The organism is Herbiconiux ginsengi (genome assembly GCF_900107435.1).
Taxonomy (GTDB): Bacteria; Actinomycetota; Actinomycetes; order Actinomycetales; family Microbacteriaceae; genus Herbiconiux; species Herbiconiux ginsengi.
In genome coordinates this window covers 51,440-76,238 of sequence record NZ_FNPZ01000001.1, presented here as the reverse complement: position 1 = coordinate 76,238, position 24,799 = coordinate 51,440, and the positions used below count along the sequence as shown (strand labels likewise).

The following is a 24,799-nucleotide window of genomic DNA, read 5'->3' as shown; positions in this document are numbered from 1 at the left end:
GGCGCGGGCCCGGCGTCCGTGTCTTGGGCGGGGCCGACCGGGGCTGAGGGGGAGTCTTCGTCGACTGGAGCGGAATCCAGTTCAGTCACCGGACAATCGTAGGCCACGCCCGCCCGGCTGCCGACCGCTGTGTCAGTTCCAGAGCGACAGTTTGTCGGGGTTGACGACGATCCACAGATCGGCGACCGCGCCGTCGACCACGTTCAACGTCACGACGCCGACGATGCGGCCCTCCTCCCAGATGGCATAGCCGAGGCCGTCGGGCGTCTCCTGCTCCACCACCTCGAGTCCGGGGCGCTTCGACAGCAGGCCGAAGAGGAAACGGGCCACGTTGTCGGCACCCCGCACGGGATGGCGGGCGGCCGACACGATGCCACCGCCGTCGGAGCGCAGCACGACGTCGGGATCGAGCACCGCGATGAGGGCCGAGAAGTCGCCCGTGCGGCTCGCTGCCGAGAACGCGCGCACCACCTCATCGTGCTGCGCCCGGCTCACCTGCCGGGCACGACTCGCCGACACCCGGTGACGAGCGGATGCCGCGAGCTTGCGCACGGCCGCGGGTGAACGCCCCACCGTCTCCGCGATCTCGTCGAACGGCACCGCGAACACGTCGTGCAGCACGAAGCTCACCCGCTCGGCCGGCGTCATCGCTTCGAGCACGACGAGCAAGGCGGTGCTGACCGAGTCGTCGAGAGTCACCCGGTCGAGCGGATCCTCCGATCCGGATGCCCCGCCGCTGCCGAGCGCGCCGGCGAAGGTGTCGGAGGGCACGGGCTCGGGCAGCCAGGGGCCGATGTAGCGCTCGCGACGCACCCGCGCCGAGGCGAGCACGTCGAGGCAGATCCTGCTGCACACCCGGGTGAGCCATCCTCGGGGCGCCTCGATCGCGTCGCGTTCGGCCGGCGACATCCGGTACCAGCGCGTGTAGGTCTCCTGCACCGCGTCCTCGGCCTCGGCGACCGTGCCGAGCATCCGATAGGCCAGGCTCATCAGGTGCCGGCGCTCGCCGATGACCTCGGCGTCGACCGTGGGGCGGTCGTCGGGTCCGCTCATCCGTCACTCCCTCGCTACGCCCATCATCCCGCGTCGGCGGCGCTCCGTCACCTGTTCAGACGAGGTCGGGCGGCCGGATGTGAGGTGCGGTTCACATTCCGGGCCCGCGTCTCGTCTTGACGGGTATGAACAGCACACCTCGACGCATCCTGCTCGCCGCCACGGCGATCCTCGGTGCTTACGTCGGCCTCTGGGCCGCCTTCTTGCCCGAGTCGTTCTACGACGCCTTCCCGGGGCTCGGCCTCACCTGGATCTCGGCCGACGGGCCCTTCAACGAGCACCTCATCCGCGACGTCGGCGGGCTCTACCTCGGGCTGACCGCCGCGAGCGTGGCCGCCGTTTTCACGCGCACGGCGGCGCCGGGGCGGGTCGTCGGGCTCGGCTGGGCCGTATTCGGCGCGATCCACTTCGACTACCACCTGCTGCACCTCGAAGGCTCGGCGATCGACGTCGTGGGCAACGTGGTGAGTCTCGGCATCAGTCTCGCGCTCGGTGTGCTGCTGGCGCTGCCCGCCCGGCCCGTGGTGGTGACGCCGGTCGGCGCGGGGGGAGGTGGCGCGGCCGGCGCTGCGGATGCGGTCGTGAACGCGGATGACGGCGCCGACGAAGCGCGCCCCACGGGTGTGGGGGCCGAACGATGAGGGTCGCGGTGGCCGGCGGCACCGGCGCGGTGGGGCGGCACGTCGTGGAGCTGCTCGGCGCGGCGGGGCACGCTGCCGTGGTGCTGACCCGCTCCACGGGCCACGATCTGAGTGCCCAGGATGCAGCGACCGCCGGGGTGACGGAGGGGGCCGCGGCGTCGGGTGCGCCGCGAGGGCTGACCGTCGTGCTCGCCGGGTGTGCGGCAGTGATCGACGTCTCCTCCATCGCCACGACCTCGGCGGCGACGTCGACCGCGTTCTTCGGCGCCGTCACTCGCAACCTTCTGGCCGCCGAGCGTGCGGCCGGGGTTCCGCACCACGTGGCGCTGTCGATCGTGGGGGCGGCCGCGGCGCCGTCGGCTTACTATGCGGGCAAGAAGGTGCAGGAAGACCTGGTCATGGCCGAGCCCGTCGGGTGGAGCATCCTGCGCGCCACCCAGTTCCACGAATTCGCCGTGCAGATCGCGGAGCAGGGGCGGATGGGGCCGCTGCAGCTCGTGCCCACCATGCGGTCGCAGCCGGTCGCGGCAGTCGAGGTGGCGGAGGCGCTCGTGGAGATCGCGCTCGGCGATCCGCGCGGGCTCGACCGCGACCTCGGCGGTCCGCGTGAGGAGAACATGGCCGAAATGGTGCGGCGCTACCTCGCAGCCACCGGGCAGAAGCGCCCGGTGCTGCAGGTGCCGCTGCCCGGCGCGTGGGGCCGGGCCTTGCGCGACGGCACCCTGCTCACCGCTCGGGGTGCCCGGCTGGGCCGCCAGACATTCGCCGAGTGGCTCGCCGCTCTCTGACCTTGGCGCGTTTCGGGAGGAGGACAGCCGAACCTCCCGCGATTGCGGGCGAGGTTCGCTTCAGCTCCTCCCGAAACAGAGCGTGTGGGCGCTCAGAGGCTGGAGAGGTGCTCCGCGAGACGGATGCGCCCCTTCGGCCGCTCCTTCTTGCCGCGGTCGGGCAGGCCGCCGACGTAGAGCCAGCCGAGCAGTTCCTCGTGCTTGCCGAGCCGGTGCGCCGCTCGCACGGGCTCGGTGCGGGTCAGCTCGCCGGTGCGCCAGAACACGCCCCAGCCCTCGTCGTCGAGCAGCAGTGAGAGTCCGTGCGCCACCCCGGACGCCACGGCCTCCTGCTCCCAGCGCGGCACCTTGTGGCTCGGCTTGAACGAGGCAACGACGGCCAGCACGAGCGGGGCGCGGTGGGCCTTGCCACGGAACTTCTCGGCATCCTTCCCCTTTGCGCCGTCAGCCTTGGCCAGCGCGCCGCCCAAGACGTCGCGAGCGTCGCCGCGGATCTCGATGATGCGCCACGGTCGCAGTCCGCTGTGGTCGGCGAGCTGGCCGGCCGCGTCGACGAACGAGGCGATCTCGGCGTGGCTGGGCGCGACATCCGTCACCTTCGACGACGAACGCCGGGCGAGCATCGCCTCCTTGACGCCGGGCACTCCTACTCGGCCGCTTCGAAGCTGAGCGAGATCGAGTTCATGCAGTAGCGGTCGCCCGTGGGCGTCTGCGGTGCGTCGTCGAAGAGGTGACCGAGGTGCGACCCGCAGTTCGAGCAGCGCACCTCGGTGCGCACCATGCCGAGCGAACGGTCTTCGATCAGTTCCACCGCGTCTGAACCGGTCGGGTCGTAGAAGCTCGGCCAGCCGCAGTGCGAGTCGAACTTCGTGGTGCTGCGGAACAGCTCCTGACCGCAGGCCTTGCACTTGTAGACGCCCTCGCGGTTCTCGTCGAGCAGCTCACCCGTCCAGGGGCGTTCGGTGGCGGCCTCGCGCAGCACGGCGAACTCTTCGCTGGAGAGTTCTTCGCGCCAGGCGTCGTCGGACTTCTGTACCTCGTAGGTCATGGTGCTCCTGCAAATGATTCGGGCGGACGATCGTCAATCATCCCAGTAAACTCTGGCAGGTGGCTGCCCATTCCCCCGTTCAGAAGCGCTGGACCGAGCTGACGACCGCCGAGCTCTACGCCTTCTTGAAGCTCCGCACCGACGTCTTCTTCGTGGAGCAGAAGGTCGACGAGACCGAGCTCGACTGGCGCGACGCCGAGCCCGAGACCTTGCACTACTGGATCGCCGAGGGCGGGCAGACGGTCGCCTACCTGCGGGTGCTGACGGATGCGGAGCCCGAGCACGAAGACGCGCGCCGGCTGATCGGACGGGTCGTCGTGCATCCGGATTTCCGGGGGCAGGGTCTGGCGCAGGTGCTGATCGCCCAGGTGCTCGACCAGTTCGGCGACGAATCGATGCTGCTCCATGCGCAGAGCTACATCGCTCCGCTCTACGCCCGGTTCGGCTTCGTGGCCTTCGGCGACGAGTTCGTGGAGGCGGGCATCCCGCATCTCTCCATGTTCCGGCCCGGAAACGACGACAGCGCCGACTGAGCGCTGCGGGGCAGCCGATGATCGCGCGGCCCGCCGCCGCTATCGGCGAGCGTTGAGGCGCGCGCGAATATGATGACGACAGAATTCGAGAAGGAAGGAGCGGGATGGCCGCCGCCGAAGAACTGCCGCAGCCGGGTGTGCCCGCTCCTCTCAACGACCGCGACGCCCGCATCCTCGCCTTCGAGCGCGCGTGGTGGAAGCACGCCGGCGCGAAGGAGCAGGCCATCCGCAAGGAGTTCGGTCTCTCCTCGGCCCGGTACTATCAACTTCTCGGTGCGCTGATCGACTCCCCGGCCGCTCTCGCGCACGATCCGATGCTCATCAAGAGGCTTCAGCGGGTGCGGGATGCGCGAATGGCCGCGCGTTCCGCTCGATTGCTGTCGCGCGACGACTAGGACCTCACTCACCCCATGGCCCGTTTCCCCGAGGACAGCTTCGACCACCTGCCCGCCCACCGCGAACGCGTGGGCGCCCATCGCGGACCCCGGCCACGCGGCCGCGGCTGGATCGTGGTGGCCTGGGCCGCCCTCGCCACCGCTCTCCTAGTGGGCGGCGGCGTCACCTACCTCGCCGTGATCAACAACAACATCCAGTTCACGGATGCGTTCGGCGGCACCAGCACAGCAGCGCCATCCGACACCCCCACTCCGACTCCGACGATCACGCCGGTGACCGACGGCACCCTCGCGGTGACCGTGCTGAACGGAACCGACAACGTGGGGCTCGCCGGCCGCGTGGGGCAGGCCGCCATCGCCGGCGGCTGGAACGTCGGCACCATGGCCAACGCGAGCTCGACCGACTTCGCCACCACCACCGTCTACTACGAAGACCCGGCGAACGAGGGGGCGGCCCTGGGCCTCGCGCAGTTGCTCGGCAATGCCGCCACCGAGCAGTCCTCCACCTTCCAGGGAGCCGCGCTCACGGTGGTGCTCGGCACCGACTACGCCGGCCCCGGCCTGGACGCCGGAACCGGTGAGGTGCCCGCCGATCCGCCGGCCGACGAGACCGGTGCGCTGTAGCCACCGGCGGCGAGAGCCGTTTTCGGCGCGCAATATTACGCGCGTGTTTCAGTCGTGTTGAGTTGCGGTCACGATCTGACGTTTTCGCCGTTCGAGCCATTGTGCGACGAATCTGCCCGATTAGGATTTGGAATCGGTGGTGGCAACTGTGTCACTTCTGCAGAAACACAGCACTTGGGAGTAACCATGGCGAATGGAACCGTTAAGTGGTTCAACGCTGAAAAGGGCTACGGCTTCATCACGGTCGACGACGGAGGACAGGACGTGTTCGTCCACTACTCCGCCATCGACATGGCGGGCTACAAGGTCCTCGAAGAAGGTCAGCAGGTCGTCTTCGAAGTCGGCACCGGATCCAAGGGGCCGCAGGCCGAGTCCGTCCGGCTTGCCTGATTTCCCTCCGGGGTTCCGCGGCGCACGACGGAGTGTGTTCGTGGTGAAGACCCGCGGCATTAGTCTGTGGGCGTGACCAGCCGACGTCGGAGTGCCGTGCGCAACGCATCCGCTGCCGCCCTGGCGGTCACGGTGTCGGCGCTCGCGGCCTGCACCGCACAGCCGGTGCTGCCCGCGCCCTCCGTGACGCCGACGGCCGCGTACTCCTCCGACTACCGGACGCCCGCGCCCACGGCGCCGGCGCCGTTGCGTGGAACGCTCGTGGCGGCGGATTCCCTGAGGAATCCCTCGCTGGCGGCGAAGATCGACAACCACGAAGACGCCCGTCCGCAGATCGGGCTCGACCGCACCGACATCGTGTTCGAGGAGCTGGTCGAAGGCGGGATCACGCGGTACGTCGCGATCTGGCAGTCCGACGTGCCCGATCTGATCGGCCCGGTGCGGTCGATCCGGCCGATGGATCCCGACATCCTGTCGTCGTTCGGCGGCATCGTCGCGTTCTCGGGCGGTCAGGAGCAGTTCGTCGACATGATGCGTGCGGCTCCCGTCTACAGCGCCATCCACGGGCAGAGCGACACGGAATCGACGTTCTACCGGATGGACGGCCGCGACAGCCCGCATGACGTGGTGGTGAAGGCGGCCGACCTGGTGGAGGAGCACTCCGATCTCGCGGCGCCCGGGCAGCAGTTCGCCTACTCCTTCGACGTGGCCACCTCGACCGCTGCGCTCGACGGAACGCCCACGGGCTCCCTCGACCTGGTCTTCTCGGATGCCCGTTTCCCCAGCTGGACGTGGGATGCGCCCTCCGCGAAATTCCTGCGCCTGCAGGAGGGATCGCCCGATCTCGACGACTCCGGAACGCAGCTCTCGGCCACCAACGTGGTGACCCTCCGGGTCGACGAGGTCTACGACTACGACGCCGAGGTGCCGCGGGCTGTGATGGTCGCCTCGGGTGAGGCGTGGGTGTCGACCGGCGGAAAGACGGTGCACGCGAGCTGGGCGAAGGATGCCCCGACCTCCCCGATCCGGCTCCTCGACGACCTCGGTGCCACCGTGCGGCTGGCCCCCGGCAACACCTGGGTGGAACTGGTTCCGCTCGACCAGGGCAGCGTCACGGTCGTGCCTCCCGCAGTGTGAGCTCACTTGCACTCCCACCCATCGAGTGCCAGTATTGCTTTAGCACTCGTGAACTCTGAGTGCTAACACACCTGAATCTTTGAATACGTCCAGGGAGGACGAGAAACACACATGGCAAAGATCATTGCTTTCGATGAAGAGGCCCGTCGCGGCCTCGAGCGCGGCCTCAACATCCTCGCCGACGCCGTCAAGGTGACGCTCGGCCCGCGCGGCCGCAACGTCGTGCTCGAGAAGAAGTGGGGCGCCCCCACGATCACCAACGACGGCGTGTCCATCGCCAAGGAGATCGAGCTCGACGACCCGTACGAGAAGATCGGCGCGGAACTCGTCAAAGAGGTCGCCAAGAAGACCGACGACGTCGCGGGCGACGGAACCACCACCGCCACCGTTCTCGCTCAGGCCCTGGTCAAGGAAGGCCTCCGCAACGTGGCCGCCGGCGCCGACCCGATCAGCCTCAAGAAGGGCATCGAGAAGGCCGTCGCGGCTGTCTCGGCCGAGCTGATCAAGAACGCCAAGGAGATCGAGACCAAGGAAGAGATCGCTGCGACCGCTTCCATCTCGGCCGCCGACCCCGAGATCGGCGCCATCATCGCCGAGGCCATCGACAAGGTGGGCAAGGAAGGCGTCGTCACCGTCGAGGAGTCGAACACCTTCGGCACCGAGCTCGAGCTGACCGAGGGCATGCGCTTCGACAAGGGTTACCTGTCGGCCTACTTCGTCACCGACCCGGAGCGTCAGGAAGCGGTCTTCGAAGACCCCTACATCCTGATCGTGAACAGCAAGGTCTCGAACATCAAGGACCTGCTGCCGATCGTCGACAAGGTCATCCAGACCGGCAAGCAGCTCCTCATCATCGCGGAAGACGTCGATGGCGAGGCCCTGGCCACGCTCGTCGTGAACAAGATCCGCGGCATCTTCAAGTCGGTCGCGGTCAAGGCTCCCGGCTTCGGCGACCGTCGCAAGGCTCAGCTGCAGGACATCGCGATCCTCACCGGCGGCCAGGTCATCTCCGAGGAGGTCGGTCTCAAGCTCGAGAACGTCACCCTCGACCTGCTCGGTCAGGCCCGCAAGGTCGTCATCACGAAGGATGAGACCACGATCGTCGAGGGCGCCGGCGACGGTGAGGCCATCGCCGGACGCGTCGCTCAGATCCGTGCCGAGATCGAGAACACCGACAGCGACTACGACCGCGAGAAGCTCCAGGAGCGCCTCGCGAAGCTCGCCGGTGGTGTCGCGGTCATCAAGGCCGGTGCAGCGACCGAGGTCGAGCTGAAGGAGCGCAAGCACCGCATCGAAGACGCCGTGCGCAACGCCAAGGCAGCCGTCGAAGAGGGCATCGTCGCCGGTGGTGGCGTGGCCCTCATCCAGGCCGGCAAGACCGCTTTCGCGAACCTCGAGCTCACGGGCGACGAGGCGACCGGTGCGAACATCGTCAAGGTGGCCATCGAGGCTCCCCTGAAGCAGATCGCCTTCAACGCAGGGCTCGAGCCGGGTGTCGTCGCCGCCAAGGTGCGCGACCTCGACTACGGCTGGGGCCTCAACGCCGCAACCGGTGAGTACGTCGACCTCCTGGCCGCCGGCATCATCGACCCGGCCAAGGTCACGCGCTCGGCCCTGCAGAACGCGGCGTCGATCGCCGGTCTGTTCCTGACGACCGAGGTCGTCGTGGCCGACAAGCCCGAGAAGAACGCGGCTCCGGTCGGCGACCCCACGGGTGGCATGGACTTCTGAGCTAGCTGCAACAAAGCGCCCTCCGCCTTCGGCGGGGGGCGTTTTGCTGTTCGCGCCGCCGCTTCTGCGGCGCGAAGCGACATGTTCGAGTGAGGTCGCTCCGCGGCCTCGCGCTCACCCTGGGTCGTCGGGTGGGGCCCGTTGCGATGCGATCAGGGTGGTGGCGGTTCGTGCGGGCGCGAGCTGCGCTGTGCGCTGCTCTCAGCAGGTCGAGTACGCGGGTCATCGTGGTGGCGGGGTTCACCACCGAGACCCAGGTGAGGGGGCCGTGGACCGGGTGGGGGAAGAACACGTCCGTCGCCGCGAAGTCGCGCGGGAGGGCCAGGTGGCTGGGCTCTTCCCCCGTGAGTTCAGCGGGTGCGCGATGTGGAACGGCTCGGCGTGATCGGCGGTGACGCGGAGTCCGCTGGTCCGGCCATGTCCATCACCGAGCTGGCGGCCGTTCTCGGGGTGCACGTGTCGATGCGTCCCCTGTTCGCGCCGAGACCGCAGATGCCCTCGATGAGCAGGTGACCGCCCTCGCCGCACGGTCGGTTGCACTCCTCGAGGCCGGTGCCGATGTGGCCGCCGTCATCCGCAGTCTGCCCGTGACGACGTGACCGCATCCGACGTCCATTGATCCGCACGTTGTGGCGCTTCCGTGGGGCCGATGAGCGCAAAAGCCTGCGGATGAGGGCAGGCTCAGGCCGGGATGGGCTTCGTGGGCGGAGGCGTGGGGGCCGCACCGACGGGCATGAGGGGGAGGGTGACGCGGAAGGTCGCGCCACCACCCGGCGTCTCGAGCGCCTCGACGGTGCCGTGGTGCGCCGCGACGATCGACGAGACGATGGCGAGCCCGAGGCCCGATCCGCCGGTCTCCCGGGTGCGCGAGGAGTCGGCGCGGTAGAAGCGCTGGAAGATCTTCTCGCGGATCTGCGGCGGGATGCCCTCGCCGTGGTCGATCACGTCGATCGTGGCCACACGGCGGCCCTCGTCGACCTGCAACGACAGCTCGATGGGGCTGTCGGCATCGGTGAAGCGCAACGCATTGCCGATGAGGTTGGTCAGCACCTGCCGGATCTTGTTCTCCTCGGCGAGCACCACGGGCTGCATCTCGGGGATCGCGACGAGGGGTGCGCTCTCCGCGGGCGGGCCTGCCGCCAGCTCGGGAACGGGCCCGGTGAGATTTCCCGATGCCGCGGCCGACCCGGCCCCGGACCTCGGCCGGCGACGGAGACGGGCGAGGGTGGCGTTCGCGAAGGCGATGGGGCGTGTGGCGGTGGAGGGGGTACGGGGCGCACCCGGCGCATCCGGATCCTGGGGAAGTCCCTCGATGCCGGGGGCGAACGACACCGGCGTCTGCCCCTGCGGGAGGATGGCCGACACGATTCGGCCCGGGCTCGCGGCGCGTGCATCCATCGCCGCGTCGAGGGTGAGCGGCACGAGGTCGACCGGGGCGAGTTGCAGCGGGCGGGTCTCGTCGAGACGGGCCAGCTCGAGGAGGTCTTCGACGAGCGTGCCCATCCGGATCGCCTCCTTCTCGATGCGATCCATCGCCTGGGCCACGTCTTCGGGGGTCTGCAGCGCGCCCATGCGGTAGAGCTCGGCATAGCCGCGCACCGAGACCAGCGGCGTGCGCAGCTCATGGGAAGCGTCGCCCACGAAGCGGCGCATCTGGTCGATCGTCTTCGCTCGGTCGGCGAAGGCCGAGTCGATGCGCGAGAGCATCGTGTTGAGCGAGCGGTTGAGCCGCCCGACCTCGGTGTTGGGGGTGGCATCCGACATGCGGCGGCTGTAGTCGCCGCCGTCGGCGATGGCCGCGGCCGTGCGTTCCACCTCGCGGAGGGGGCCGAAGGTCGACGTGACGAGCAGGCGCGTCAGCATCGCGCCCAGGATGACGACACCCACGCCGAAGGCGAGGAAGATCGAGAGGTAGGTCGCCGTGGTCTTCTCGGTCTCGGCCAGCGATTTCGCGATCACCACGGTGCCGAGCGATCCGTCGCCGCCGAAGAGGTACACCGTGGTGGCGATCGCGTGCCATTCGGTGCGCTGGTCGATCGAGTCGACGCTGAACACCTTGCCGCCCAGCAGGTTCGAGGTGTCGAGCGACACTTGCGAGTTCGGCATGGTGTTCTCGTCGCGGTCGCCCCAGTTCGACACGATCAGGTTGCCCGAGGCGTCGAGCAGGCCCACGAAGTAGTCGGTGGGTGCCGAGGTGATGTCTTCGATGCGGAACTGCTCGGTCGTGGCATCCGGCCCGAGGAAGGGCGACGGGTCTTTACTCGCCGAATCGAGCTGGCTGTCGACCTGTTGCAAGAGATAGGTGCGGAGCACGATCATCGTTCCGACGCCCGACACGACGAGACCGAAGGTGAGCATCAACACCGTCACCCCGGTGATCTTGGAGCGCAGTGAGATCGAGTTCCACTGCTTCAGGATGGCGTTGAGCATGCTCCGGAAAGGCTACGCCTTGCTCACCTTCAGCATGTACCCGAAGCCGCGCTTGGTCTGGATGAGCGACTCCTCGGTGTGGGCGTCGAGCTTGCGGCGCAGGTAGGAGATGTAGCTCTCCACGATGCCGGCGTCGCCGTTGAAGTCGTATTCCCAGACGTGGTCGAGGATCTGGGCCTTCGACAGCACGCGGTTGGGGTTCAGCATCAGGTAGCGCAGCAGCTTGAACTCGGTGGGGGAGAGCTCGATCGCGGCGTCGCCCACGAAGACCTCGTGCGTGTCCTGATCCATGGTGAGTTCGCCGGCTCGGATGATCGCATCCTCGTCGGCCTGCATGGTGCGGCGCAGGATGGCCTTGATGCGCGCCACGATCTCGTCGAGGCTGAAGGGCTTCGTGACGTAGTCGTCGCCGCCGACCGTGAGACCCGTGATCTTGTCTTCGGTGTCGTCTTTGGCCGTGAGGAAGAGGATGGGGGCGGTGTAGCCCGCCGCCCGCAGCCGCTTGGTGACGCCGAAGCCGTTCATGTCGGGCAGCATCACGTCGAGGATGATGAGGTCGGGCTCCTCCTCCAGCACGGCGGAGATGGTCTGGGCGCCGTTCGAGACAGCACGCACCGCGAAGCCGGCGAAGCGCAGGCTCGTGGTGAGGAGGTCGCGGATGTTGGGTTCGTCGTCGACGATCAAGATGCGGGGGCCGGTCATGCGTCCATTATCTGCGGGTTCGCTGAGGGAAGTCTGAGAACATCTGGGATGATTTCCGGCAGGTTCCCTTGCGCATTCACCGGTCGGGGATGCCGGTCTCAGGCCGCGAGCGAATCGGCATCCACGATGCTGTAGGCGTAGCCCTGCTCGGCCAGGAAGCGCTGGCGGTTCTGCGCGAACTCCTGGTCGACGGTGTCGCGGGCGACCAGGGTGTAGAAGCTCGCGGGCAGTCCCGACTCCTTGGGCCGCAACAGGCGGCCGAGGCGCTGCGCTTCCTCCTGACGGGAGCCGAACGATCCGGAGACCTGGATGGCCACGCTCGCCTCGGGCAGATCGATCGAGAAGTTCGCCACCTTCGACACCACGAGGATCTTCTCCTCGCCCTCGCGGAAGGCCTGGAACAGCCGCTCCCGCTCGGGTACCGGGGTCGCGCCCGTGATCTCCGGGGCGCCGAGTTCGCGCGAGAGCTCGTCGAGCTGATCGAGGTACTGCCCGATCACGAGGATGCGCTCGCCGCGGTGATGCTCGATCAGCTGCCGCGTCGCCTCCAGCTTCGCCGGGGCGGTGGCGGCGAGCCGGTAACGCTCGTCGTCGGCCGCGGCCGCGTAGGTCATCCGCTCGTGGAAGGGAAGGTCGACGCGCACCTCGTAGCAGTTCGCGGGTGCGATGTAGCCCTGCGCCTCGATCTCCTTCCACGGGGCGTCGAAGCGCTTGGGTCCGATCAGGCTGAACACGTCGGATTCGCGGCCGTCCTCGCGCACGAGCGTCGCGGTGAGGCCGAGGCGTCGGCGGGCCTGCAGGTCGGCGGTGAGCTTGAACACCGGGGCGGGCAGCAGGTGCACCTCGTCGTAGACCACCAGGCCCCAGTCGAGGGCGTCGAGGAGTTCGAGGTGCGCGTACTTGCCGCTGCGCTTGGAGGTGAGGATCTGATAGGTCGCGATGGTGACCGGCTTGATCTCCTTCACGAGGCCGGAGTACTCGCCGATCTCGTCTTCGGTCAACGTCGTGCGCTTCAGGAGCTCGGCCCGCCACTGCCGGGCCGACACGGTGTTGGTGACGAGGATGAGCGTGTTCGTCTTGACGGTGGCCATCGCGCCCGCACCCACGAGCGTCTTGCCGGCGCCGCAGGGCAGCACCACGACACCCGATCCATGGGCGGAGAAGTTGTCGATGGCCTTCTGCTGGTAGTCGCGCAGGTGCCACTCGGTGAGGTCGAGATCGATCTCGTGGGGAGTGCCGGGCGTGAAGCCGGCCAGGTCGTCGGCCGGCCAGCCGAGCTTGATGAGCTCCTGCTTCAGCTGCCCGCGGGCCCAGGGCTCGATGCTCCAGGTGCCGTCGTCGAGCTTCTGGGTGAGCAGCGGCGCCACCTTCTTGCCGCGGGTGATCTCGGCGAGCACTGCGGGGTCGGTGGAGCGCAGGACGAGCGGCCCTTCGCTCTGGCGCTCGATCACGAGTTTGCCGTAGCGGCCGATGGTCTCGACGATCTCGATCGTCACCGTCTGCGGCACCGCGAACTTCGAGAAGCGGTCGAGCGTGGCCAGGATCTCCTCGGCCGAGTGACCGGCCGCGCGGGCGTTCCAGAGCCCGAGCCGGGTGATGCGGTAGGTGTGCACGTGCTCGGGGGCGCGTTCGAGTTCGGCGAAGACCGCGAGCTCGTGTCGTGCGGATTCGGCATCCGGATGCGCGACCTCGAGCAGCACGGTGCGGTCGCTTTGGACGATGAGAGGGCCGTCGGGCATAACAGACAAGCTTACGGCGGCTTGCTGCGGGCCGGTCACTCGGGCGAGGTGATGAGCTGGATGTTCGCCACGGGCACCGTACGCTCGATGCCGGCCCGCACGTCGACGCAGCGCAGGCGGCCGTTCGAGAGGCTGAGCGGAGTGACGTCGAGGCGCACGCTGCTGCCGTCGGGCATCCGCACCTCGATGGTCACCGGCGTGCGGGAGCGCACGGCCTTGTCGAGCTGGCGGGCCACCCAGGCGCTCTCGTCGGCGGGAGCCGAACGGGCGGAGGACTCGCGCAGGCGCTGCACGAACTCGGCGACGGCCGCGGGGGAGCGGGGCCCGCTCGTGGCCGGAGCGGACGGCGTCGTGGCGACGCGGGCACGGCGCATCACGAGTTCGCGACCCTCGGCGTCTTCGGCGAGCACCGGGTAACGTGCGTCGACCAGCAACCAGTAGGCGGCCGTGGCGTCGACGCGGCTGGAGAGCGATCCGTCGTCGTCGCGGCGCAAGCCCAGCGGAGCGAGCGACTGGTCGACGGCGATCGCGCCGAGGAGCGCCCGGTCGGCGGTGCGGATGAGGGTGCGGGAACCATAGGGAGAGGAGGTGGGCGCACCGCCGTCGGCGCGCGGGGCCTCGCCGAGTCGGCGCACGCGCACGAGACCGTGCCGCCGCCCGCCCTCGGCGAGCAGGTAGTCGAGCGCCTGGGGGAGGCCGGTGAGCGAGGTGGCCGCGAGGAACTCACGCAGCGACTCTTCGGTCTCTCCCGAAGCGAGCGCCCGATCGATGGTCGGCTGTGAGATGCGGTAGGTGGATGCGACCCCGCGGTTCTCGAGATCGGCGAGCAGACGGATGCGCGCGTCGACGGGAGGAACCAGCGGGCCCGGCGCGATGACCGAGAGGTCGTGCTGCAGGTAGACCTGGGTCACCTCGGGGGGCAGCGCCTCGGTGAGGGCCTCGAGGTCGGCCGCGTCTGTGCTCGCGCTGGCGTCGGCTGCGCCCGCGGTGGTCGCCGCGGCGGAGTCGGGCGTGGTCCACTTCGCGGCGGCCGCGGGAGTGCTCGCGCTCGCAGCGAGGGCCGCGTGACCGAAGAGGGTGCTGCGTCCGTCGACCGTGAGGCCGAGGAGTTCGGCGATGGCGTCCACCTGCGCGAGTGCGGCGCGCATGGCCTCGTCGGCCGCGGGGAACAGCGCCGCGTAGGTGGAGTGGAGAGCCGCGCCGCTGATCCACTCGCCCGCCGCCTCGCCTTCCGTCGGAGTGCGCGGCGAGGGTGGGGTGGCGGACGCGGCCTGCTGTGCGTCGGTGGGCGTCGTGGTGTGGAGTGCGCGGCGCACCGGCTCGTCGAGGCTGTCGATCCAGGCCGTGGCCAGCGCGAGCCAGCGCTCGGCGCTCGGCAGCAGGCTCCACTCGTCGGCCCGCGTCGTGGAGAGCAGGGTGTCGGTGTCGACCGTCACCAGGCAGGCAGCCGTGGCCACCTCGACCAGGGCGCCGATCGTGGCGGGTTCGACGGCGAGCAGGGCGCCCAGGCGCTTCTCCTCACCGGACGAGAGCCCGCCGCGGGCGAGCAGGCGCATCGGCGCGGCGCGGAGCTGCTGGCCGAGCTCGGAGATGGCCGAGAGGGCGATGAAGGCTCGTTCGCTCGCCAGGGCGTCGACCGACGGGGCGGCGGCCACGGGAGCCTGTGCGGTCGGCTCGCCCGGCGCATCCGGGAGGCCGCCGGCTGCGGCTTCCCGAGCCGTCGAAGGAGCGTCTGCGGTCTCCGAAGGCGCTTCGGCCAACACCGCGGCGGCCACCTCGGCCACTGCTGCGAATGCGCGGAACCGGTGCGGCGCATCCGGTGCCGATTCGGCCAGACCGAGCTCGATCAGGGTCTGGGCGGTCTTCTCCGGTGCATCCGTCGCTCCGGAGGAGGCGTCGTCGGCCAGTGCGGCGATCGTCGCCCGGTCGAGCGGGCGCAGGGCCAGGCGCACGGATGCCGGGTCGAGCAGGGCGTCGGCGAGGTCGAAGAAGTCGCGCACGTCGCGTGACGGGACGTGCCGGATCACCAGGAGAGCGGTTAGCGCGTCGTCATCGAGGGCGCTGAGCCGCCGGGCGAGGGGGAGCGAATCGCTCATCGACTCCCGCGAGCGTCGCGCAGCCGTCGACGCGTGCTGAGCACGAGCAGGATGATCATGAGCACGAGTCCGATCGGCAGACCGATCAGCGGCAGGAAGATGATGGTGGGCCAGACGCCCGAACCGAAGTCGCGCACCCCGAGCAGTGTGCCGATGATGACGGCCAGGAACGCGAGCACCGACAGGCCGATGGTCGCCGCGACCATGAAGGCCAGCGACCGCTCTGCGCGGCTCGTCGGCGTCTTCTCTTCTTCACTCACGTCACTAAGGATACGTGCACCGGTAGGCTGGTCAGTGGCCACGAGAGGTATTCGGGCCGATTACACGAGGAGATTCACGATGCCTACCGGCAAGGTCAAGTTCTACGACGACGAGAAGGGCTTCGGCTTCATCAGTTCCGATGACGGCCAGGAAGTGTTCTTGCACGCGTCAGCCCTGCCCGCCGGTGTCACGGTGAAGGCGGGCTCGAAGCTCGAGTTCGGCATCGCCGACGGCAAGCGCGGAGCCCAGGCGCTCTCGGTGCGGGTGCTCGAGGCGCCCCCGAGTCTGCAGAAGCTGGCGCGCAAGCCGGCCGATGACATGGCGGTGATCATCGAAGACCTGGTGAAGGTGCTCGACTCCATCGGCGGAAACCTCAAGCGCGGGCGCTACCCCGACAACGCCCACAGCCGCAAGATCGCCGCTCTGCTCCGCAAGGTCGCAGACGAGCTGGACGCCTAGTGGCGACCGACGACTCCGTCGACGAAGAGCAGGTCGAGCACGACGAGCTGAACGACGGCCAGATCGGCGAGCCCGCTGACGCGGTCGAGGAGAAGCCGGCGCCGGTCGTCGACGAGGTGCTGCTCGCATCCGTCGACCTGGCTCGCACGGCGCTGCTCGAGATCACGCCGGCGGCCACGATCGGCGAGGTGGTCGGATCGATCGCCGACGAGGATCACGTGCTCAGCCTGCACTTCGAGTCGAAGCTGCCGGGCTACCCGGGCTGGCACTGGACGGTGACGCTGTCGCGCATTGACGAGTCCTCCGTGCCCACGGTGCTCGAGATCGAGATGCTGCCCGGCGAGAGTGCCCTCATCGCCCCCGACTGGGTGCCGTGGTCGGAGCGTCTGGCCGAGTACACGCTCGCTCAGGAGCTCGCCGAGGCGACTACGGCCGACGACGAGGACGAGGAGTCGGATGAGGATGCCCTCGACGACGAAGACTCCGACGAGGACGATGACGACCACGATCTCGACGACGGGCTCGACCTCGACAACGGCATCGACATCGACGACCACGTCACCGACGACGACGAGCTCGAGGCGGCGGCCGAGGCCGGGGAATCGGGCGCAGCTGCTGACGATTCGGATGAGGACGAGTCGGATGACGACTACGACGAGGACCCACACGCGGAAGGCCCCTGGTCGGGTCGCTGACCGTTCAGAAACGCAAACGTCGCTCGAACCGGCGCCCCTACGGGCTGGGTTCGAGCGACGTTTGCGTTTCTGAACGCGAGCGGGCTACGAAGCCAGGCGCTCCACCACGTATTCGATCGAGGAGATGAGCGCGCGCACGTCGTCGGGCTCGATCGACACGAAGGTCGCCACGCGCAACTGGTTGCGGCCGAGCTTGCGGTAGGGCTCCGTGTCGACGATCCCGTTCGATCGAAGCGCCTTGGCCACGGCCGCCGCGTCGACCGCGTCGTCGAAGTCGATGGTGACGACCACCTGCGAGCGGTGCGCCGGGTCGGCCACGAACGGCGTCGCGTACGAGACGCCCGACGCCCAGTCGTAGAGCGCCGACGACGACTCCGCGGTGCGCGCGGAGGCCCACTCGAGTCCGCCGTTGCCGTTGATCCAGTCGATCTGGTTCTCCAGCAGCACCAGTGTGGCGATGGCCGGGGTGTTCAGCGTCTGGTTGAGCCGCGAGTTGTCGACCGCGTTCTTGAGGCTCAGGAACTCCGGGATGTAACGACCGGATGCGGCGACCCGCTCCACGCGCTCGAGCGCGGCGGGCGAGAACAGGGCGAACCAGAGTCCGCCGTCGCTGGCGAAGTTCTTCTGCGGGGCGAAGTAGTAGACGTCGGTCTCGGAGGCGTCGAAGGAGACTCCGCCGGCCGCGCTCGTGGCATCGATCACGGTGAGGGCGCCGGCGTCGCCGTGCACGCGCGTCACCGGAGCCATGACCCCCGTGCTCGTCTCGTTGTGCGGCCAGGCGTAGACATCCACGCCCTCGACCACCTCGATCGAGCCGCGGCTGCCGGCCTCCGACTTCACGACGTGCGGTGCTTCGAGCCACGGAGCCGCAGCGGCAGCCGCGAACTTCGAGCCGAACTCGCCGAACGAGAGGTTCTCGGCGCGCTTCTCGATGAGACCGAAGGCCGCGGCGTCCCAGAACGCGGTCGACCCGCCGTTGCCGAGCACCACTTCGTAGCCTTCGGGCAGGGAGAACAGGGTCGAGAGCCCGGAACGCACGGAGCCCACGAGGTTCTTCACGGGCGCCTGACGATGGCTGGTGCCGAGCAGGGAGGCGCCCCGCGTCACCAGGTCTTCGAGCTGTGCGGCCCTGACCTTGGAAGGCCCGCAGCCGAAACGGCCGTCGGTGGGCAGGCGATCGGTGGGAATCTGGATCTCGGCCATGGGGTCAATAGTATCGACGCGCAAGGGCCCGGGTTGCACGCCGAAACAGTAGGCTGGGTTAGGTACGCCTCACAAGGCCTAGGAGCATTCATTGGCAGATCTCATCGACACCACCGAGATGTATCTCCGCACGATCCTCGAGCTCGAGGAGGAGAACATCAATCCTCTTCGTGCCCGCATCTCGGAGCGTCTCGGCCACTCGGGCCCCACCGTGTCGCAGACCGTCGGCCGGATGGAGCGCGACGGCCTCGTCGTGGTCTCGCTCGACCGCCACCTCGAACTCACCGAGGTCGGGCGCCGCAAGGCCATCTCCGTGATGCGCAAACACCGTCTCGCCGAGCGCCTCCTGAGCGACGTCATCGGACTCGAGTGGGAGCTCGTGCACGAAGAGGCATGCCGCTGGGAGCATGTGATGAGCGAGCAGGTGGAGCGGCGCATTCTCGACATGCTCGACCACCCGACCGAGTCGCCCTACGGCAACCCGATCCCGGGCCTCGACGCCTTCGGCGAGGCCGCGGCCATCCCCTTCACCAAGGGCGTGGTGAACATCGTGACGCTGGTGCACGGGGCCGTCGGCCCGCAGACGAAGACCATCCGTCGTCTCGGCGAACCGGCGCAGGTCGATCCCGAACTCCTGCTGCAGCTGAAGCAGTCGGGCATCGTCCCGGGGGCCACGGCGGCCTTCACGTCGGTCGGTTCCTACGTTCTAGTCGAGGTTGAAGGTTACGGCGAAGGCCTCGAACTGCCCAACGAGGTCGCGAGCCATATATTCGTTGGTATCTAAATCTCTCGAGCGGATGCAGCGTTACGGAATTGTTAAAAAAGGCGGGTTGCGAAGTGACAAACCCCGAACCCTCCCGTATTCTCTAACGAGTCCCAGCACCACCTGACGGTCAGGGACGCGGGCCAAGACACCTCGATTCCCGTCTCTTGGTCATTGACTACGCACGCAATTCGGTGTGGACGGGAGCAGTGCCCTAGCTGCGAGAGGTGCCGGAGGATTATATTTTGGCCCCATATGGTGAGTCGCCCGATTCCGAGCGAAACCCCGAAAACCCGAATAGACCCGAGACACCTTCAGCAGCCACTCCCTCCCAGCCGCTCTCGCGGCGCGAGTGGCGTGAAGCTGAGGCACGTGCTCGCGAGACCGCCGCGTCGGTGACGCCGGAGGCCTCGCCCGGCACCGATCTCGTGCTCGCGAAGGTCGCGCCGCCCTCGTCGGCCGCTTCCACGGCGCCCGCGGCCGGCGACATCGCCCGCGCCCCGGAGGCCGTGAAGGCCCTCGAGCTCGCGCTCCCGACGGCTCCGGCAGCTGTGGACAAGGCATCGACCGTTCCGGTCAAGCGCGGTCCGAGCATCCGGATGCCCCGCGTCAAGAAGCCGACGAAGAAGGGCGCCGTCAGCGTGGTCGTGATGACCTTCGCCGCCGCCCTCGTCGCCACCATGGCCCTCCCGGCCTACGCCTTCGGCGGTGGCGGCAACTTCGACAGCGGCGTGGCCACGGATGCCTCGCTGAGCGGTGCACAGACGCTCGAGGTGCCCGACGCCTCCGCCGCCCTCGCGATCAGCCGCGACAACTACAAGGCCCCCACCACCGAAGAGCTCGCCGCCTCCCGCGAGGCCGCTGCAGCCGCGGTGGCCGCGACCGAGGCCGCGAACCGTGCCGCTGACGCCGCCGCAGCCAAGGGCGCCACGGCGAGCGGCTCCGGCGCGTTCACGGTCAACCCGCCCTCGGGCTCCTACAGCGGCGCCGCGATCGTGGCCTTCGCCGAGCAGTTCGTGGGCGTCGTGCCCTACGGCAGCGGTGCGAGCCCCGACACGAGCTTCGGCTGCGACGGACTCACCCAGTACGTCTTCGGCGCGTTCGGCATCTACCTGCCACGCACGGTGAGCAACCAGGCCGCCATGGGCATCCCGATCGCTCCCGAAGACGCGCAGGCCGGAGACCTCATGGTGTATCCGATCGGTCACATCGGCATCTACGCCGGCGACGGAACGATGATCGACTCGCCCGACTGGGGCCGTTACGTCGAGCACCGGCCCGTCTGGGGAAGCTATTACTTCGTTCGGATCGTCGCCTAGCGGCGTGTAAACACTTCGTTACCGAGACATGAATCGGCGTGCCACGAATATGTGGCACGCCGATTGTGTCGTAACCTGTTGCTCTGATCGTCCTCGAGATCTGGAGAGCCTGATGACACAGGGTAGGAGCATCCGCACCACGGATCGCCTCCTGCTGCTCGTGCGCAGGCACACGAGTGGACTGAGTCAGAGCCAGATACTTGACTCTGTGAGTAAGGCGCTGTCATTGTGACGGCGCCTTTTTTGTTGCCCATTCGTCTCCCGATCCCGTCGTCGACATGTGAATCATCGAACACCTGGAAGCCGTCCAGGTCTCTTCGAAAGGGAGAGCATGCGAACACTGGTACTCAACGCAGGATATGAACCGCTGGGAGTCGTCTCGTTCAAGCGGGCGCTCGTTCTCGTCTTGAACGAGAAGGCGCGCGTGCTCGCGAGCGACGACGAGCATCCGGTCTTCGGCACGTCCGGTGCCTACGAGCGGCCCGCGGTCATCCTGCTCACCCGCTACGTGCGGGTGCCCATGAACCGGATGATGCCGGTGTCCCGTCGCGGAGTGCTGCGCCGAGACAATCAGCGCTGCGGCTACTGCGGATCGTCTGCCACGACGATCGATCACGTGCAGCCGCGCTCCCGAGGGGGCAAGGACACCTGGGAGAACCTGGTGGCCTGCTGTCTGCGCTGCAACAACGTGAAGGGCGACCGCACCCCGGCCGAGATGGGCTGGTCGTTGCGCTTCTCGCCCCGGATGCCGCACCAGGCCGGCTGGTCGATCAAGGGTGCCGAGCGGGCAGAGCCGCAGTGGGAGACCTTCCTCGAGGCGGCGGCGTGAGTTCGATGCGCACCCGCTAAACTCGACGGGTCAGCCTCTGTAGCTCAATGGAAGAGCGACTCCGTCCTAAGGAGCAGGTTGGGGGTTCGAGTCCCTCCAGGGGCACCGTCGGTGCTCAGGCCGCCGCTGATCAGTGCTCGTCGAGCAGCTGGGTGACGCGGTAGCCCACCAGCTCTTGCATCACCAGGCCCGTGTTCGTGCGCTTCACGCCATCGATGGCGAGGATGCGGCCGGTCACCCGGTAGAGATCTTCGGCGTCGCGCGACACCACGTGCACGAGGAGGTCGGCGACTCCGGACAGGCCGCTGACCTCCAGCACCTCGGGGATGCCGGCCAGGGCTTCGGCGACCGAGGTGAGTTTGCGTTGGGTCACTTTCGTGATGACATGGGCGTGCAGGGGATAGCCCAGGAACGCCGGATCGATCCGGCGTTCGAACGACTTCAGGGCGCCGCCGGCCCGATAGCGGGCGAGCCGTGCGCGCACCGTGTTGCGGGCCAGACCGGTGCTCTCGGCCAGGGCGAGAGTCGTGACATCCGGATCGTCGCTGAGGCGGCGCAGGATGGCGGCATCGATCGCATCGGCGGTGCGACCGGGGGTGCGGCCGGCGGCGACCTCGTTCGTGTTCAGCGTGGCCATCCGGATGCCTTCCGATCGCTCTCGAATTGCGCAATCTGCGTCAATTTCCTCCCTTCTATTGTGCCTTCTGCGCCGTGGTGGTGCCATGGGGGTCACCATGAGCACATCCGCGCGGGAGAACACCGCCCCCACCCTGGCCGCCCTCGAGAGCATCGAACGCCGCGTGCTGTGGCTGGCCACCTCGATGATCCATCACGCCAACCGGGTGCGGCCGAATCCGTCGGGCATCAAGGTCGGCGGGCATCAGGCTTCCAGCGCGTCGATGGTGTCGATCATGACCTCGCTCTGGTTCGGCCAACTCCGGCCCGAAGACCGCGTGTCGGTGAAGCCACACGCCTCGCCCGTGCTGCACGCCATCAACTACCTGCTCGGTGAGCTCGACGAGCATCACCTCACCACGTTGCGCGAGTTCGGCGGGCTGCAGAGCTACCCGAGCCGCACGAAAGACCCCGATCCGGTCGACTACTCCACCGGCTCGGTCGGCATCGGTGCGACGGCCCCGATCTGGGGCGCCGTCTCGCGCCGCTATGTCGGGAGCCTCAGCGACGCCGCGGGTCGCGGGCGGCAGTACTCCTTGGTGGGCGACGCGGAGCTCGACGAAGGAGCGGTGTGGGAGGCGGTGCTCGACCAGGGTGTCGCCGGACTGGGCGAGGTCGTCTGGATCGTCGACCTCAACCGGCAGTCGCTCGACCGTGTGGTGCCCAACATCGCGGCCGGCAAGCTCGAGCGCCTGTTCCAGGCGGCCGGTTGGCAGGTGATCACGGTGCGCTTCGGGCGGCTGCTCGAGAACGTACTCGCGCGGCCGGGCGGGCAGGCGCTGCGGCGCCGCATCCTGGAGATGCCGAACCCGGAGTTCCAGCGACTGCTGCGCTGTTCCGCCGCCGAACTGCGCGACCGGCTGCCGGGTTCGGGGGAGCGTTCGGCGTCGATCGCGGAGCTCATCGGCGGCATCGACGACGAACTGCTGCTCGCCGCCATTCGCAATCTCGGCGGCCACGACCTCGACGCGCTTCGCGAGGCCTACGCGCAGATCGACGACGACCGGCCCACCGCCATCCTCGCCTACACCATCAAGGGGTACGGATTGCCGCTCGAGGGACATCCGCAGAACCACTCCTCCCTGCTCACCGATGTGCAGTACGGCGAGCTGGCGGTGAAGCTGCGGGAAGACGCGGATGCGCCCTGGTCGCGCTTCGACCCCTCGAGCGCGGCGGGCCTGGTGTGCGCCGACACGGCACGGCGGCTGCACCGCGAACCTGTCGCGCTCGCCGAGCCTCCGGCCGTGCCTGCCGACTTCGGGCGCACGCCCGCGGGCACCGCCACGACCCAGGCCGCGCTCGGCCGGGCGCTGCTCGACCTCACGCGTGCGGCTCCCGAAGCGGCGCGACGCGTCGTGAGCGTGAGCCCCGACGTGAGCTCGAGCACCAACCTCGCCGGCTGGCTCAACAAGGTGGGGGTGTGGTCGATCGAAGACCGGCCCGACTGGTTCAGCGACGACGCCGAGACCACCGTGCACTGGCGCGAGCAGCCCACCGGACAGCACATCGAACTCGGCATCGCCGAAGTCAACCTGGTGAGCCTGATCGGCGAGCTCGGCGCCACGTGGAGCCGCTGGGGCGAACCGTTGTTCCCGATCGGCGTGCTCTATGATCCCTTCGTCGGGCGGGCGCTCGAACCGTGGTCGTACGGCATCTACGCGGGCGGCCAGTCGATCCTCGTCGGCACGCCGTCGGGCGTGACCCTCTCCTACGAGGGTGGTGCGCACCAGTCGATCACCACACCCTCGATCGGTCTGGAGCAGCCGGGAGTCGTGAGCTACGAGCCCGCTTTCGCGATCGACGTGGAGTGGACGCTGTTGGCATCCCTCGCCCGGCTCGGGCGGCCGAACGGCACCTCGGCGTATCTGCGGCTCTCGACGAAGCCCGTGGATCAGCGCTTGTGCGCGGTGCCGACCGACCCTGCGGCGCGGGAGCGGCGCCGGCGGCAGGTGGTGGCGGGCGGCTACGTGCTGCGGGAAGCAGGCCCCGGAGCTGATCCGGGTGTCGGAGCTGCTGTCACTCTCGTCGCCATGGGCGCGTTGGTGCCCGACGCCCTCGTGGCCGCCGAGCGGCTGGAGGCACTCGGCGTGCCCGTCGACGTGGTCTGCGTCACGAGCCCCGGACTCCTCTTCGACGCCGTTCAGGCACGTGACGGACTGGCGGATGCGCCCGACTGGATCCTCGGCCAGCTCTTCCCGGCGGCCCGCGCCCGCCCCATGGTCACCGTGCTCGACGGGCATCCGCACACCCTCGCCTTCCTGGCCGGCATCAACCGGGTGCCGGCCCGGCATCTCGGAGTGAGCCACTTCGGGCAGGTGGGTGGGCTCGAGGAGGTCTACCGTCACCACGGCATCGACGTGGAGTCGATCGTGAGCGCGGCACTCGACGTCGTGCGCTGAGCCGTCCCGTTCCGACCATCGCGCCTCGAAGCGGACGTAGGGTGGAAGCATGGCACGCGAATTCAGTCATGACGCCGACCAGCACCGCTACACCCTCCGGGTCGACGGGGCCATGGCGAGCGCCGTCGACTACGTCGTGAACGACAACACCATCTCGTTCACCCACACCTTCACCGATCCGAAGAAGCGCGGACAGGGCTTGGCCGGCGAGATCGTGAGCTACGCCGTCGACGACGTCGAGGCCACGACGCCGTATCGGGTGGTGCCGATGTGCTGGTACGTCGGGCAGTGGTTCGACCGGCATCCGGAGCGCGCGGGTCTGCTCAGCCGGTGACGACGTCATTCGCCGTTCACCCGGCGGACTTGCTAGACTCCTGCGTGGGGAGGGCTTCGGCCCTCTCCACCATTCGTTAACGGGGCTTTCGGCCGACGCTAGCGGGGGCTGAGGCGAACCACCGCGATGATGCGGCCGCCGGCTCTCGCCTCGTACTGTGCGAAGCCGGGCGAGCGGTCGAGGAACTGCTGCCAGCCCGCATCGCGCTCATCGGGGCTCAGCACCTCGGCGTGCACGGGGGCGGTCTCGACGCGCGATCCGTCGCCGGTCTCGATGGAGACATCCGGATGCGCGCGCAGGTTGCCGAGCCAGGCCGGGTCGTCTGGTGCCCCGGCCTTCGACGCGGCGATGAGGATGCTGCCGTCGCCCTGGGGGATGCCGAGCACCGGGCTCACCCGCTCGACGCCTGACTTGGCGCCGATGTGATGCAGCAGCACGAGCCCTGTTCCGAACCCGCCTGACTCGACCCGACCGCCGTTGGCGCGGAATTCGTCGATGATGCCTTGGTTGAAGTCGCTCACAGCCACACGTTAGCGCGTCGGTGGCATCGCGTAG

28 protein-coding genes and 1 tRNA gene are annotated in these 24,799 nt (G+C 68.6%); 17 read left to right on the top strand and 12 right to left on the bottom strand.

Annotated elements, in window-relative coordinates; translation table 11 throughout:
* Positions 1-132 precede the first annotated feature (132 nt).
* Entirely contained in the window at positions 133-1,053 is a 921-nt protein-coding gene (sigJ, locus tag BLW00_RS00330) for an RNA polymerase sigma factor SigJ (protein ID WP_092547655.1), read from the bottom strand.
* 125 nt (positions 1,054-1,178) lie between these two features.
* Between sigJ and BLW00_RS00325 the strand changes: the two genes are divergently transcribed.
* Positions 1,179-1,694 (top strand): hypothetical protein, encoded by a 516-nt coding sequence (locus BLW00_RS00325; protein WP_175494066.1) that lies wholly within the window; start codon positions 1,179-1,181, stop codon positions 1,692-1,694.
* An 8-nt stretch (positions 1,695-1,702) separates the two neighbouring features.
* Positions 1,703-2,482 (top strand): SDR family oxidoreductase, encoded by a 780-nt coding sequence (locus BLW00_RS00320; protein WP_322788320.1) that lies wholly within the window; start codon positions 1,703-1,705, stop codon positions 2,480-2,482.
* A gap of 92 nt (positions 2,483-2,574) precedes the next feature.
* Here the strand turns inward: BLW00_RS00320 and BLW00_RS00315 are convergent, their stop codons facing one another.
* A complete protein-coding gene (locus tag BLW00_RS00315) occupies positions 2,575-3,105 on the bottom strand; it encodes a nitroreductase family protein (RefSeq protein ID WP_092551711.1) in 531 nt (176 codons plus the stop codon).
* Positions 3,106-3,128: 23 nt separating this feature from the next.
* On the bottom strand, positions 3,129-3,530 hold the full coding sequence (msrB, locus tag BLW00_RS00310; protein WP_092547649.1) for a peptide-methionine (R)-S-oxide reductase MsrB: 402 nt from the start codon (positions 3,528-3,530) through the stop codon (positions 3,129-3,131).
* A gap of 59 nt (positions 3,531-3,589) precedes the next feature.
* Between msrB and BLW00_RS00305 the strand changes: the two genes are divergently transcribed.
* The 6 genes from BLW00_RS00305 (at position 3,590) to groL (ending at position 8,340) form a co-directional block, all read left to right on the top strand.
* Positions 3,590-4,063, top strand: coding sequence for a GNAT family N-acetyltransferase (locus BLW00_RS00305; RefSeq protein WP_092547646.1), 474 nt, complete (start codon positions 3,590-3,592; stop codon positions 4,061-4,063).
* A gap of 104 nt (positions 4,064-4,167) precedes the next feature.
* Entirely contained in the window at positions 4,168-4,458 is a 291-nt protein-coding gene (locus tag BLW00_RS00300) for a DUF3263 domain-containing protein (RefSeq protein ID WP_092547643.1), read from the top strand.
* A gap of 15 nt (positions 4,459-4,473) precedes the next feature.
* Positions 4,474-5,082, top strand: a complete 609-nt coding sequence (locus BLW00_RS00295) for a LytR C-terminal domain-containing protein (protein ID WP_092547641.1) — start codon at positions 4,474-4,476, stop codon at positions 5,080-5,082.
* 186 nt (positions 5,083-5,268) lie between these two features.
* Complete coding sequence (locus BLW00_RS00290) at positions 5,269-5,472, top strand: cold-shock protein (RefSeq protein ID WP_092547639.1); 204 nt, start codon at positions 5,269-5,271, stop codon at positions 5,470-5,472.
* A gap of 72 nt (positions 5,473-5,544) precedes the next feature.
* Positions 5,545-6,609, top strand: coding sequence for a DUF3048 domain-containing protein (locus tag BLW00_RS00285; RefSeq protein ID WP_175494065.1), 1,065 nt, complete (start codon positions 5,545-5,547; stop codon positions 6,607-6,609).
* A gap of 111 nt (positions 6,610-6,720) precedes the next feature.
* Positions 6,721-8,340: a chaperonin GroEL gene (gene groL / locus BLW00_RS00280; protein WP_092547635.1), complete on the top strand. Its 1,620-nt coding sequence runs from the start codon at positions 6,721-6,723 to the stop codon at positions 8,338-8,340.
* A gap of 1 nt (position 8,341) precedes the next feature.
* Here the strand turns inward: groL and BLW00_RS23900 are convergent, their stop codons facing one another.
* The gene (locus BLW00_RS23900) at positions 8,342-8,665 is read right to left on the bottom strand and encodes a DUF6194 family protein (RefSeq protein ID WP_245741385.1); all 324 of its coding nucleotides are present in this window, start codon (positions 8,663-8,665) and stop codon (positions 8,342-8,344) included.
* Between the two features lie 32 nt (positions 8,666-8,697).
* Here BLW00_RS23900 and BLW00_RS23220 point away from each other — a divergent pair, with 32 nt between their 5' ends.
* A complete protein-coding gene (locus BLW00_RS23220; RefSeq protein WP_175494064.1) occupies positions 8,698-8,853 on the top strand; it encodes a hypothetical protein in 156 nt (51 codons plus the stop codon).
* 168 nt (positions 8,854-9,021) lie between these two features.
* Here BLW00_RS23220 and BLW00_RS00275 read toward each other — a convergent pair whose 3' ends face one another.
* The 5 genes from BLW00_RS00275 to BLW00_RS00255 all read right to left on the bottom strand — a co-directional run bounded on the left by BLW00_RS00275 (position 9,022) and on the right by BLW00_RS00255 (position 15,567).
* Positions 9,022-10,770, bottom strand: coding sequence for a sensor histidine kinase (locus BLW00_RS00275; protein ID WP_092547631.1), 1,749 nt, complete (start codon positions 10,768-10,770; stop codon positions 9,022-9,024).
* Between the two features lie 12 nt (positions 10,771-10,782).
* Complete coding sequence (locus BLW00_RS00270; protein ID WP_022897448.1) at positions 10,783-11,472, bottom strand: response regulator transcription factor; 690 nt, start codon at positions 11,470-11,472, stop codon at positions 10,783-10,785.
* A 98-nt stretch (positions 11,473-11,570) separates the two neighbouring features.
* Entirely contained in the window at positions 11,571-13,211 is a 1,641-nt protein-coding gene (locus tag BLW00_RS00265) for a DNA repair helicase XPB (RefSeq protein ID WP_092547628.1), read from the bottom strand.
* A gap of 35 nt (positions 13,212-13,246) precedes the next feature.
* Entirely contained in the window at positions 13,247-15,307 is a 2,061-nt protein-coding gene (locus tag BLW00_RS00260; protein WP_092547625.1) for a helicase-associated domain-containing protein, read from the bottom strand.
* A complete protein-coding gene (locus tag BLW00_RS00255; protein ID WP_092547623.1) occupies positions 15,304-15,567 on the bottom strand; it encodes a hypothetical protein in 264 nt (87 codons plus the stop codon). Before BLW00_RS00255 ends, BLW00_RS00260 begins: the two co-directional genes overlap by 4 nt.
* Before the next feature lie 79 nt (positions 15,568-15,646).
* Here BLW00_RS00255 and BLW00_RS00250 point away from each other — a divergent pair, with 79 nt between their 5' ends.
* Positions 15,647-16,027, top strand: coding sequence for a cold-shock protein (locus BLW00_RS00250; RefSeq protein ID WP_092547621.1), 381 nt, complete (start codon positions 15,647-15,649; stop codon positions 16,025-16,027).
* Positions 16,027-16,722, top strand: coding sequence for a DUF3027 domain-containing protein (locus BLW00_RS00245; RefSeq protein ID WP_245741169.1), 696 nt, complete (start codon positions 16,027-16,029; stop codon positions 16,720-16,722). Before BLW00_RS00250 ends, BLW00_RS00245 begins: the two co-directional genes overlap by 1 nt.
* An 84-nt stretch (positions 16,723-16,806) precedes the next feature.
* Here the strand turns inward: BLW00_RS00245 and serC are convergent, their stop codons facing one another.
* Positions 16,807-17,925 carry a phosphoserine transaminase gene (gene serC / locus BLW00_RS00240; RefSeq protein WP_092547619.1) on the bottom strand — a complete coding sequence of 373 codons (1,119 nt, stop codon included), beginning with the start codon at positions 17,923-17,925 and terminating at the stop codon, positions 16,807-16,809.
* A 91-nt stretch (positions 17,926-18,016) separates the two neighbouring features.
* Between serC and BLW00_RS00235 the strand changes: the two genes are divergently transcribed.
* From BLW00_RS00235 to BLW00_RS00220, 4 genes are all read left to right on the top strand, one after another.
* Positions 18,017-18,709, top strand: a complete 693-nt coding sequence (locus BLW00_RS00235; protein WP_092547617.1) for a metal-dependent transcriptional regulator — start codon at positions 18,017-18,019, stop codon at positions 18,707-18,709.
* 374 nt (positions 18,710-19,083) lie between these two features.
* Positions 19,084-20,007: a C40 family peptidase gene (locus tag BLW00_RS00230; protein WP_092547608.1), complete on the top strand. Its 924-nt coding sequence runs from the start codon at positions 19,084-19,086 to the stop codon at positions 20,005-20,007.
* 331 nt (positions 20,008-20,338) lie between these two features.
* Positions 20,339-20,836 carry an HNH endonuclease gene (locus BLW00_RS00225; RefSeq protein WP_092547605.1) on the top strand — a complete coding sequence of 166 codons (498 nt, stop codon included), beginning with the start codon at positions 20,339-20,341 and terminating at the stop codon, positions 20,834-20,836.
* 33 nt (positions 20,837-20,869) lie between these two features.
* Positions 20,870-20,941, top strand: a tRNA-Arg gene (locus BLW00_RS00220).
* Positions 20,942-20,966: 25 nt separating this feature from the next.
* Here the strand turns inward: BLW00_RS00220 and BLW00_RS00215 are convergent.
* Positions 20,967-21,473, bottom strand: coding sequence for an Lrp/AsnC family transcriptional regulator (locus BLW00_RS00215; RefSeq protein ID WP_092547602.1), 507 nt, complete (start codon positions 21,471-21,473; stop codon positions 20,967-20,969).
* A 97-nt stretch (positions 21,474-21,570) separates the two neighbouring features.
* Between BLW00_RS00215 and BLW00_RS00210 the strand changes: the two genes are divergently transcribed.
* Positions 21,571-23,910, top strand: coding sequence for a transketolase-like TK C-terminal-containing protein (locus BLW00_RS00210; RefSeq protein ID WP_217634257.1), 2,340 nt, complete (start codon positions 21,571-21,573; stop codon positions 23,908-23,910).
* Positions 23,911-23,959: 49 nt separating this feature from the next.
* On the top strand, positions 23,960-24,244 hold the full coding sequence (locus tag BLW00_RS00205; protein WP_092547596.1) for a GNAT family N-acetyltransferase: 285 nt from the start codon (positions 23,960-23,962) through the stop codon (positions 24,242-24,244).
* Positions 24,245-24,342: 98 nt separating this feature from the next.
* On the opposite strand, the gene BLW00_RS00200 is transcribed toward BLW00_RS00205, so the two are convergent.
* The gene (locus tag BLW00_RS00200; protein WP_092551705.1) at positions 24,343-24,765 is read right to left on the bottom strand and encodes a nitroreductase family deazaflavin-dependent oxidoreductase; all 423 of its coding nucleotides are present in this window, start codon (positions 24,763-24,765) and stop codon (positions 24,343-24,345) included.
* Between the last annotated feature and the right edge of the window lie 34 nt (positions 24,766-24,799).

Coding starts and splice junctions, on each gene's coding strand:
- sigJ (WP_092547655.1), bottom strand. CDS start 1,053: ATGAGCGGACCCGACGACCGCCCCACGGTCGACGCCGAGGTCATCGGC.
- BLW00_RS00325 (WP_175494066.1), top strand. CDS start 1,179: ATGAACAGCACACCTCGACGCATCCTGCTCGCCGCCACGGCGATCCTC.
- BLW00_RS00315 (WP_092551711.1), bottom strand. CDS start 3,105: ATGCTCGCCCGGCGTTCGTCGTCGAAGGTGACGGATGTCGCGCCCAGC.
- msrB (WP_092547649.1), bottom strand. CDS start 3,530: ATGACCTACGAGGTACAGAAGTCCGACGACGCCTGGCGCGAAGAACTC.
- BLW00_RS00300 (WP_092547643.1), top strand. CDS start 4,168: ATGGCCGCCGCCGAAGAACTGCCGCAGCCGGGTGTGCCCGCTCCTCTC.
- BLW00_RS00295 (WP_092547641.1), top strand. CDS start 4,474: ATGGCCCGTTTCCCCGAGGACAGCTTCGACCACCTGCCCGCCCACCGC.
- BLW00_RS00290 (WP_092547639.1), top strand. CDS start 5,269: ATGGCGAATGGAACCGTTAAGTGGTTCAACGCTGAAAAGGGCTACGGC.
- groL (WP_092547635.1), top strand. CDS start 6,721: ATGGCAAAGATCATTGCTTTCGATGAAGAGGCCCGTCGCGGCCTCGAG.
- BLW00_RS00275 (WP_092547631.1), bottom strand. CDS start 10,770: ATGCTCAACGCCATCCTGAAGCAGTGGAACTCGATCTCACTGCGCTCC.
- BLW00_RS00270 (WP_022897448.1), bottom strand. CDS start 11,472: ATGACCGGCCCCCGCATCTTGATCGTCGACGACGAACCCAACATCCGC.
- BLW00_RS00265 (WP_092547628.1), bottom strand. CDS start 13,211: ATGCCCGACGGCCCTCTCATCGTCCAAAGCGACCGCACCGTGCTGCTC.
- BLW00_RS00260 (WP_092547625.1), bottom strand. CDS start 15,307: ATGAGCGATTCGCTCCCCCTCGCCCGGCGGCTCAGCGCCCTCGATGAC.
- BLW00_RS00250 (WP_092547621.1), top strand. CDS start 15,647: ATGCCTACCGGCAAGGTCAAGTTCTACGACGACGAGAAGGGCTTCGGC.
- serC (WP_092547619.1), bottom strand. CDS start 17,925: ATGGCCGAGATCCAGATTCCCACCGATCGCCTGCCCACCGACGGCCGT.
- BLW00_RS00225 (WP_092547605.1), top strand. CDS start 20,339: ATGCGAACACTGGTACTCAACGCAGGATATGAACCGCTGGGAGTCGTC.
- BLW00_RS00215 (WP_092547602.1), bottom strand. CDS start 21,473: ATGGCCACGCTGAACACGAACGAGGTCGCCGCCGGCCGCACCCCCGGT.
- BLW00_RS00210 (WP_217634257.1), top strand. CDS start 21,571: ATGAGCACATCCGCGCGGGAGAACACCGCCCCCACCCTGGCCGCCCTC.
- BLW00_RS00205 (WP_092547596.1), top strand. CDS start 23,960: ATGGCACGCGAATTCAGTCATGACGCCGACCAGCACCGCTACACCCTC.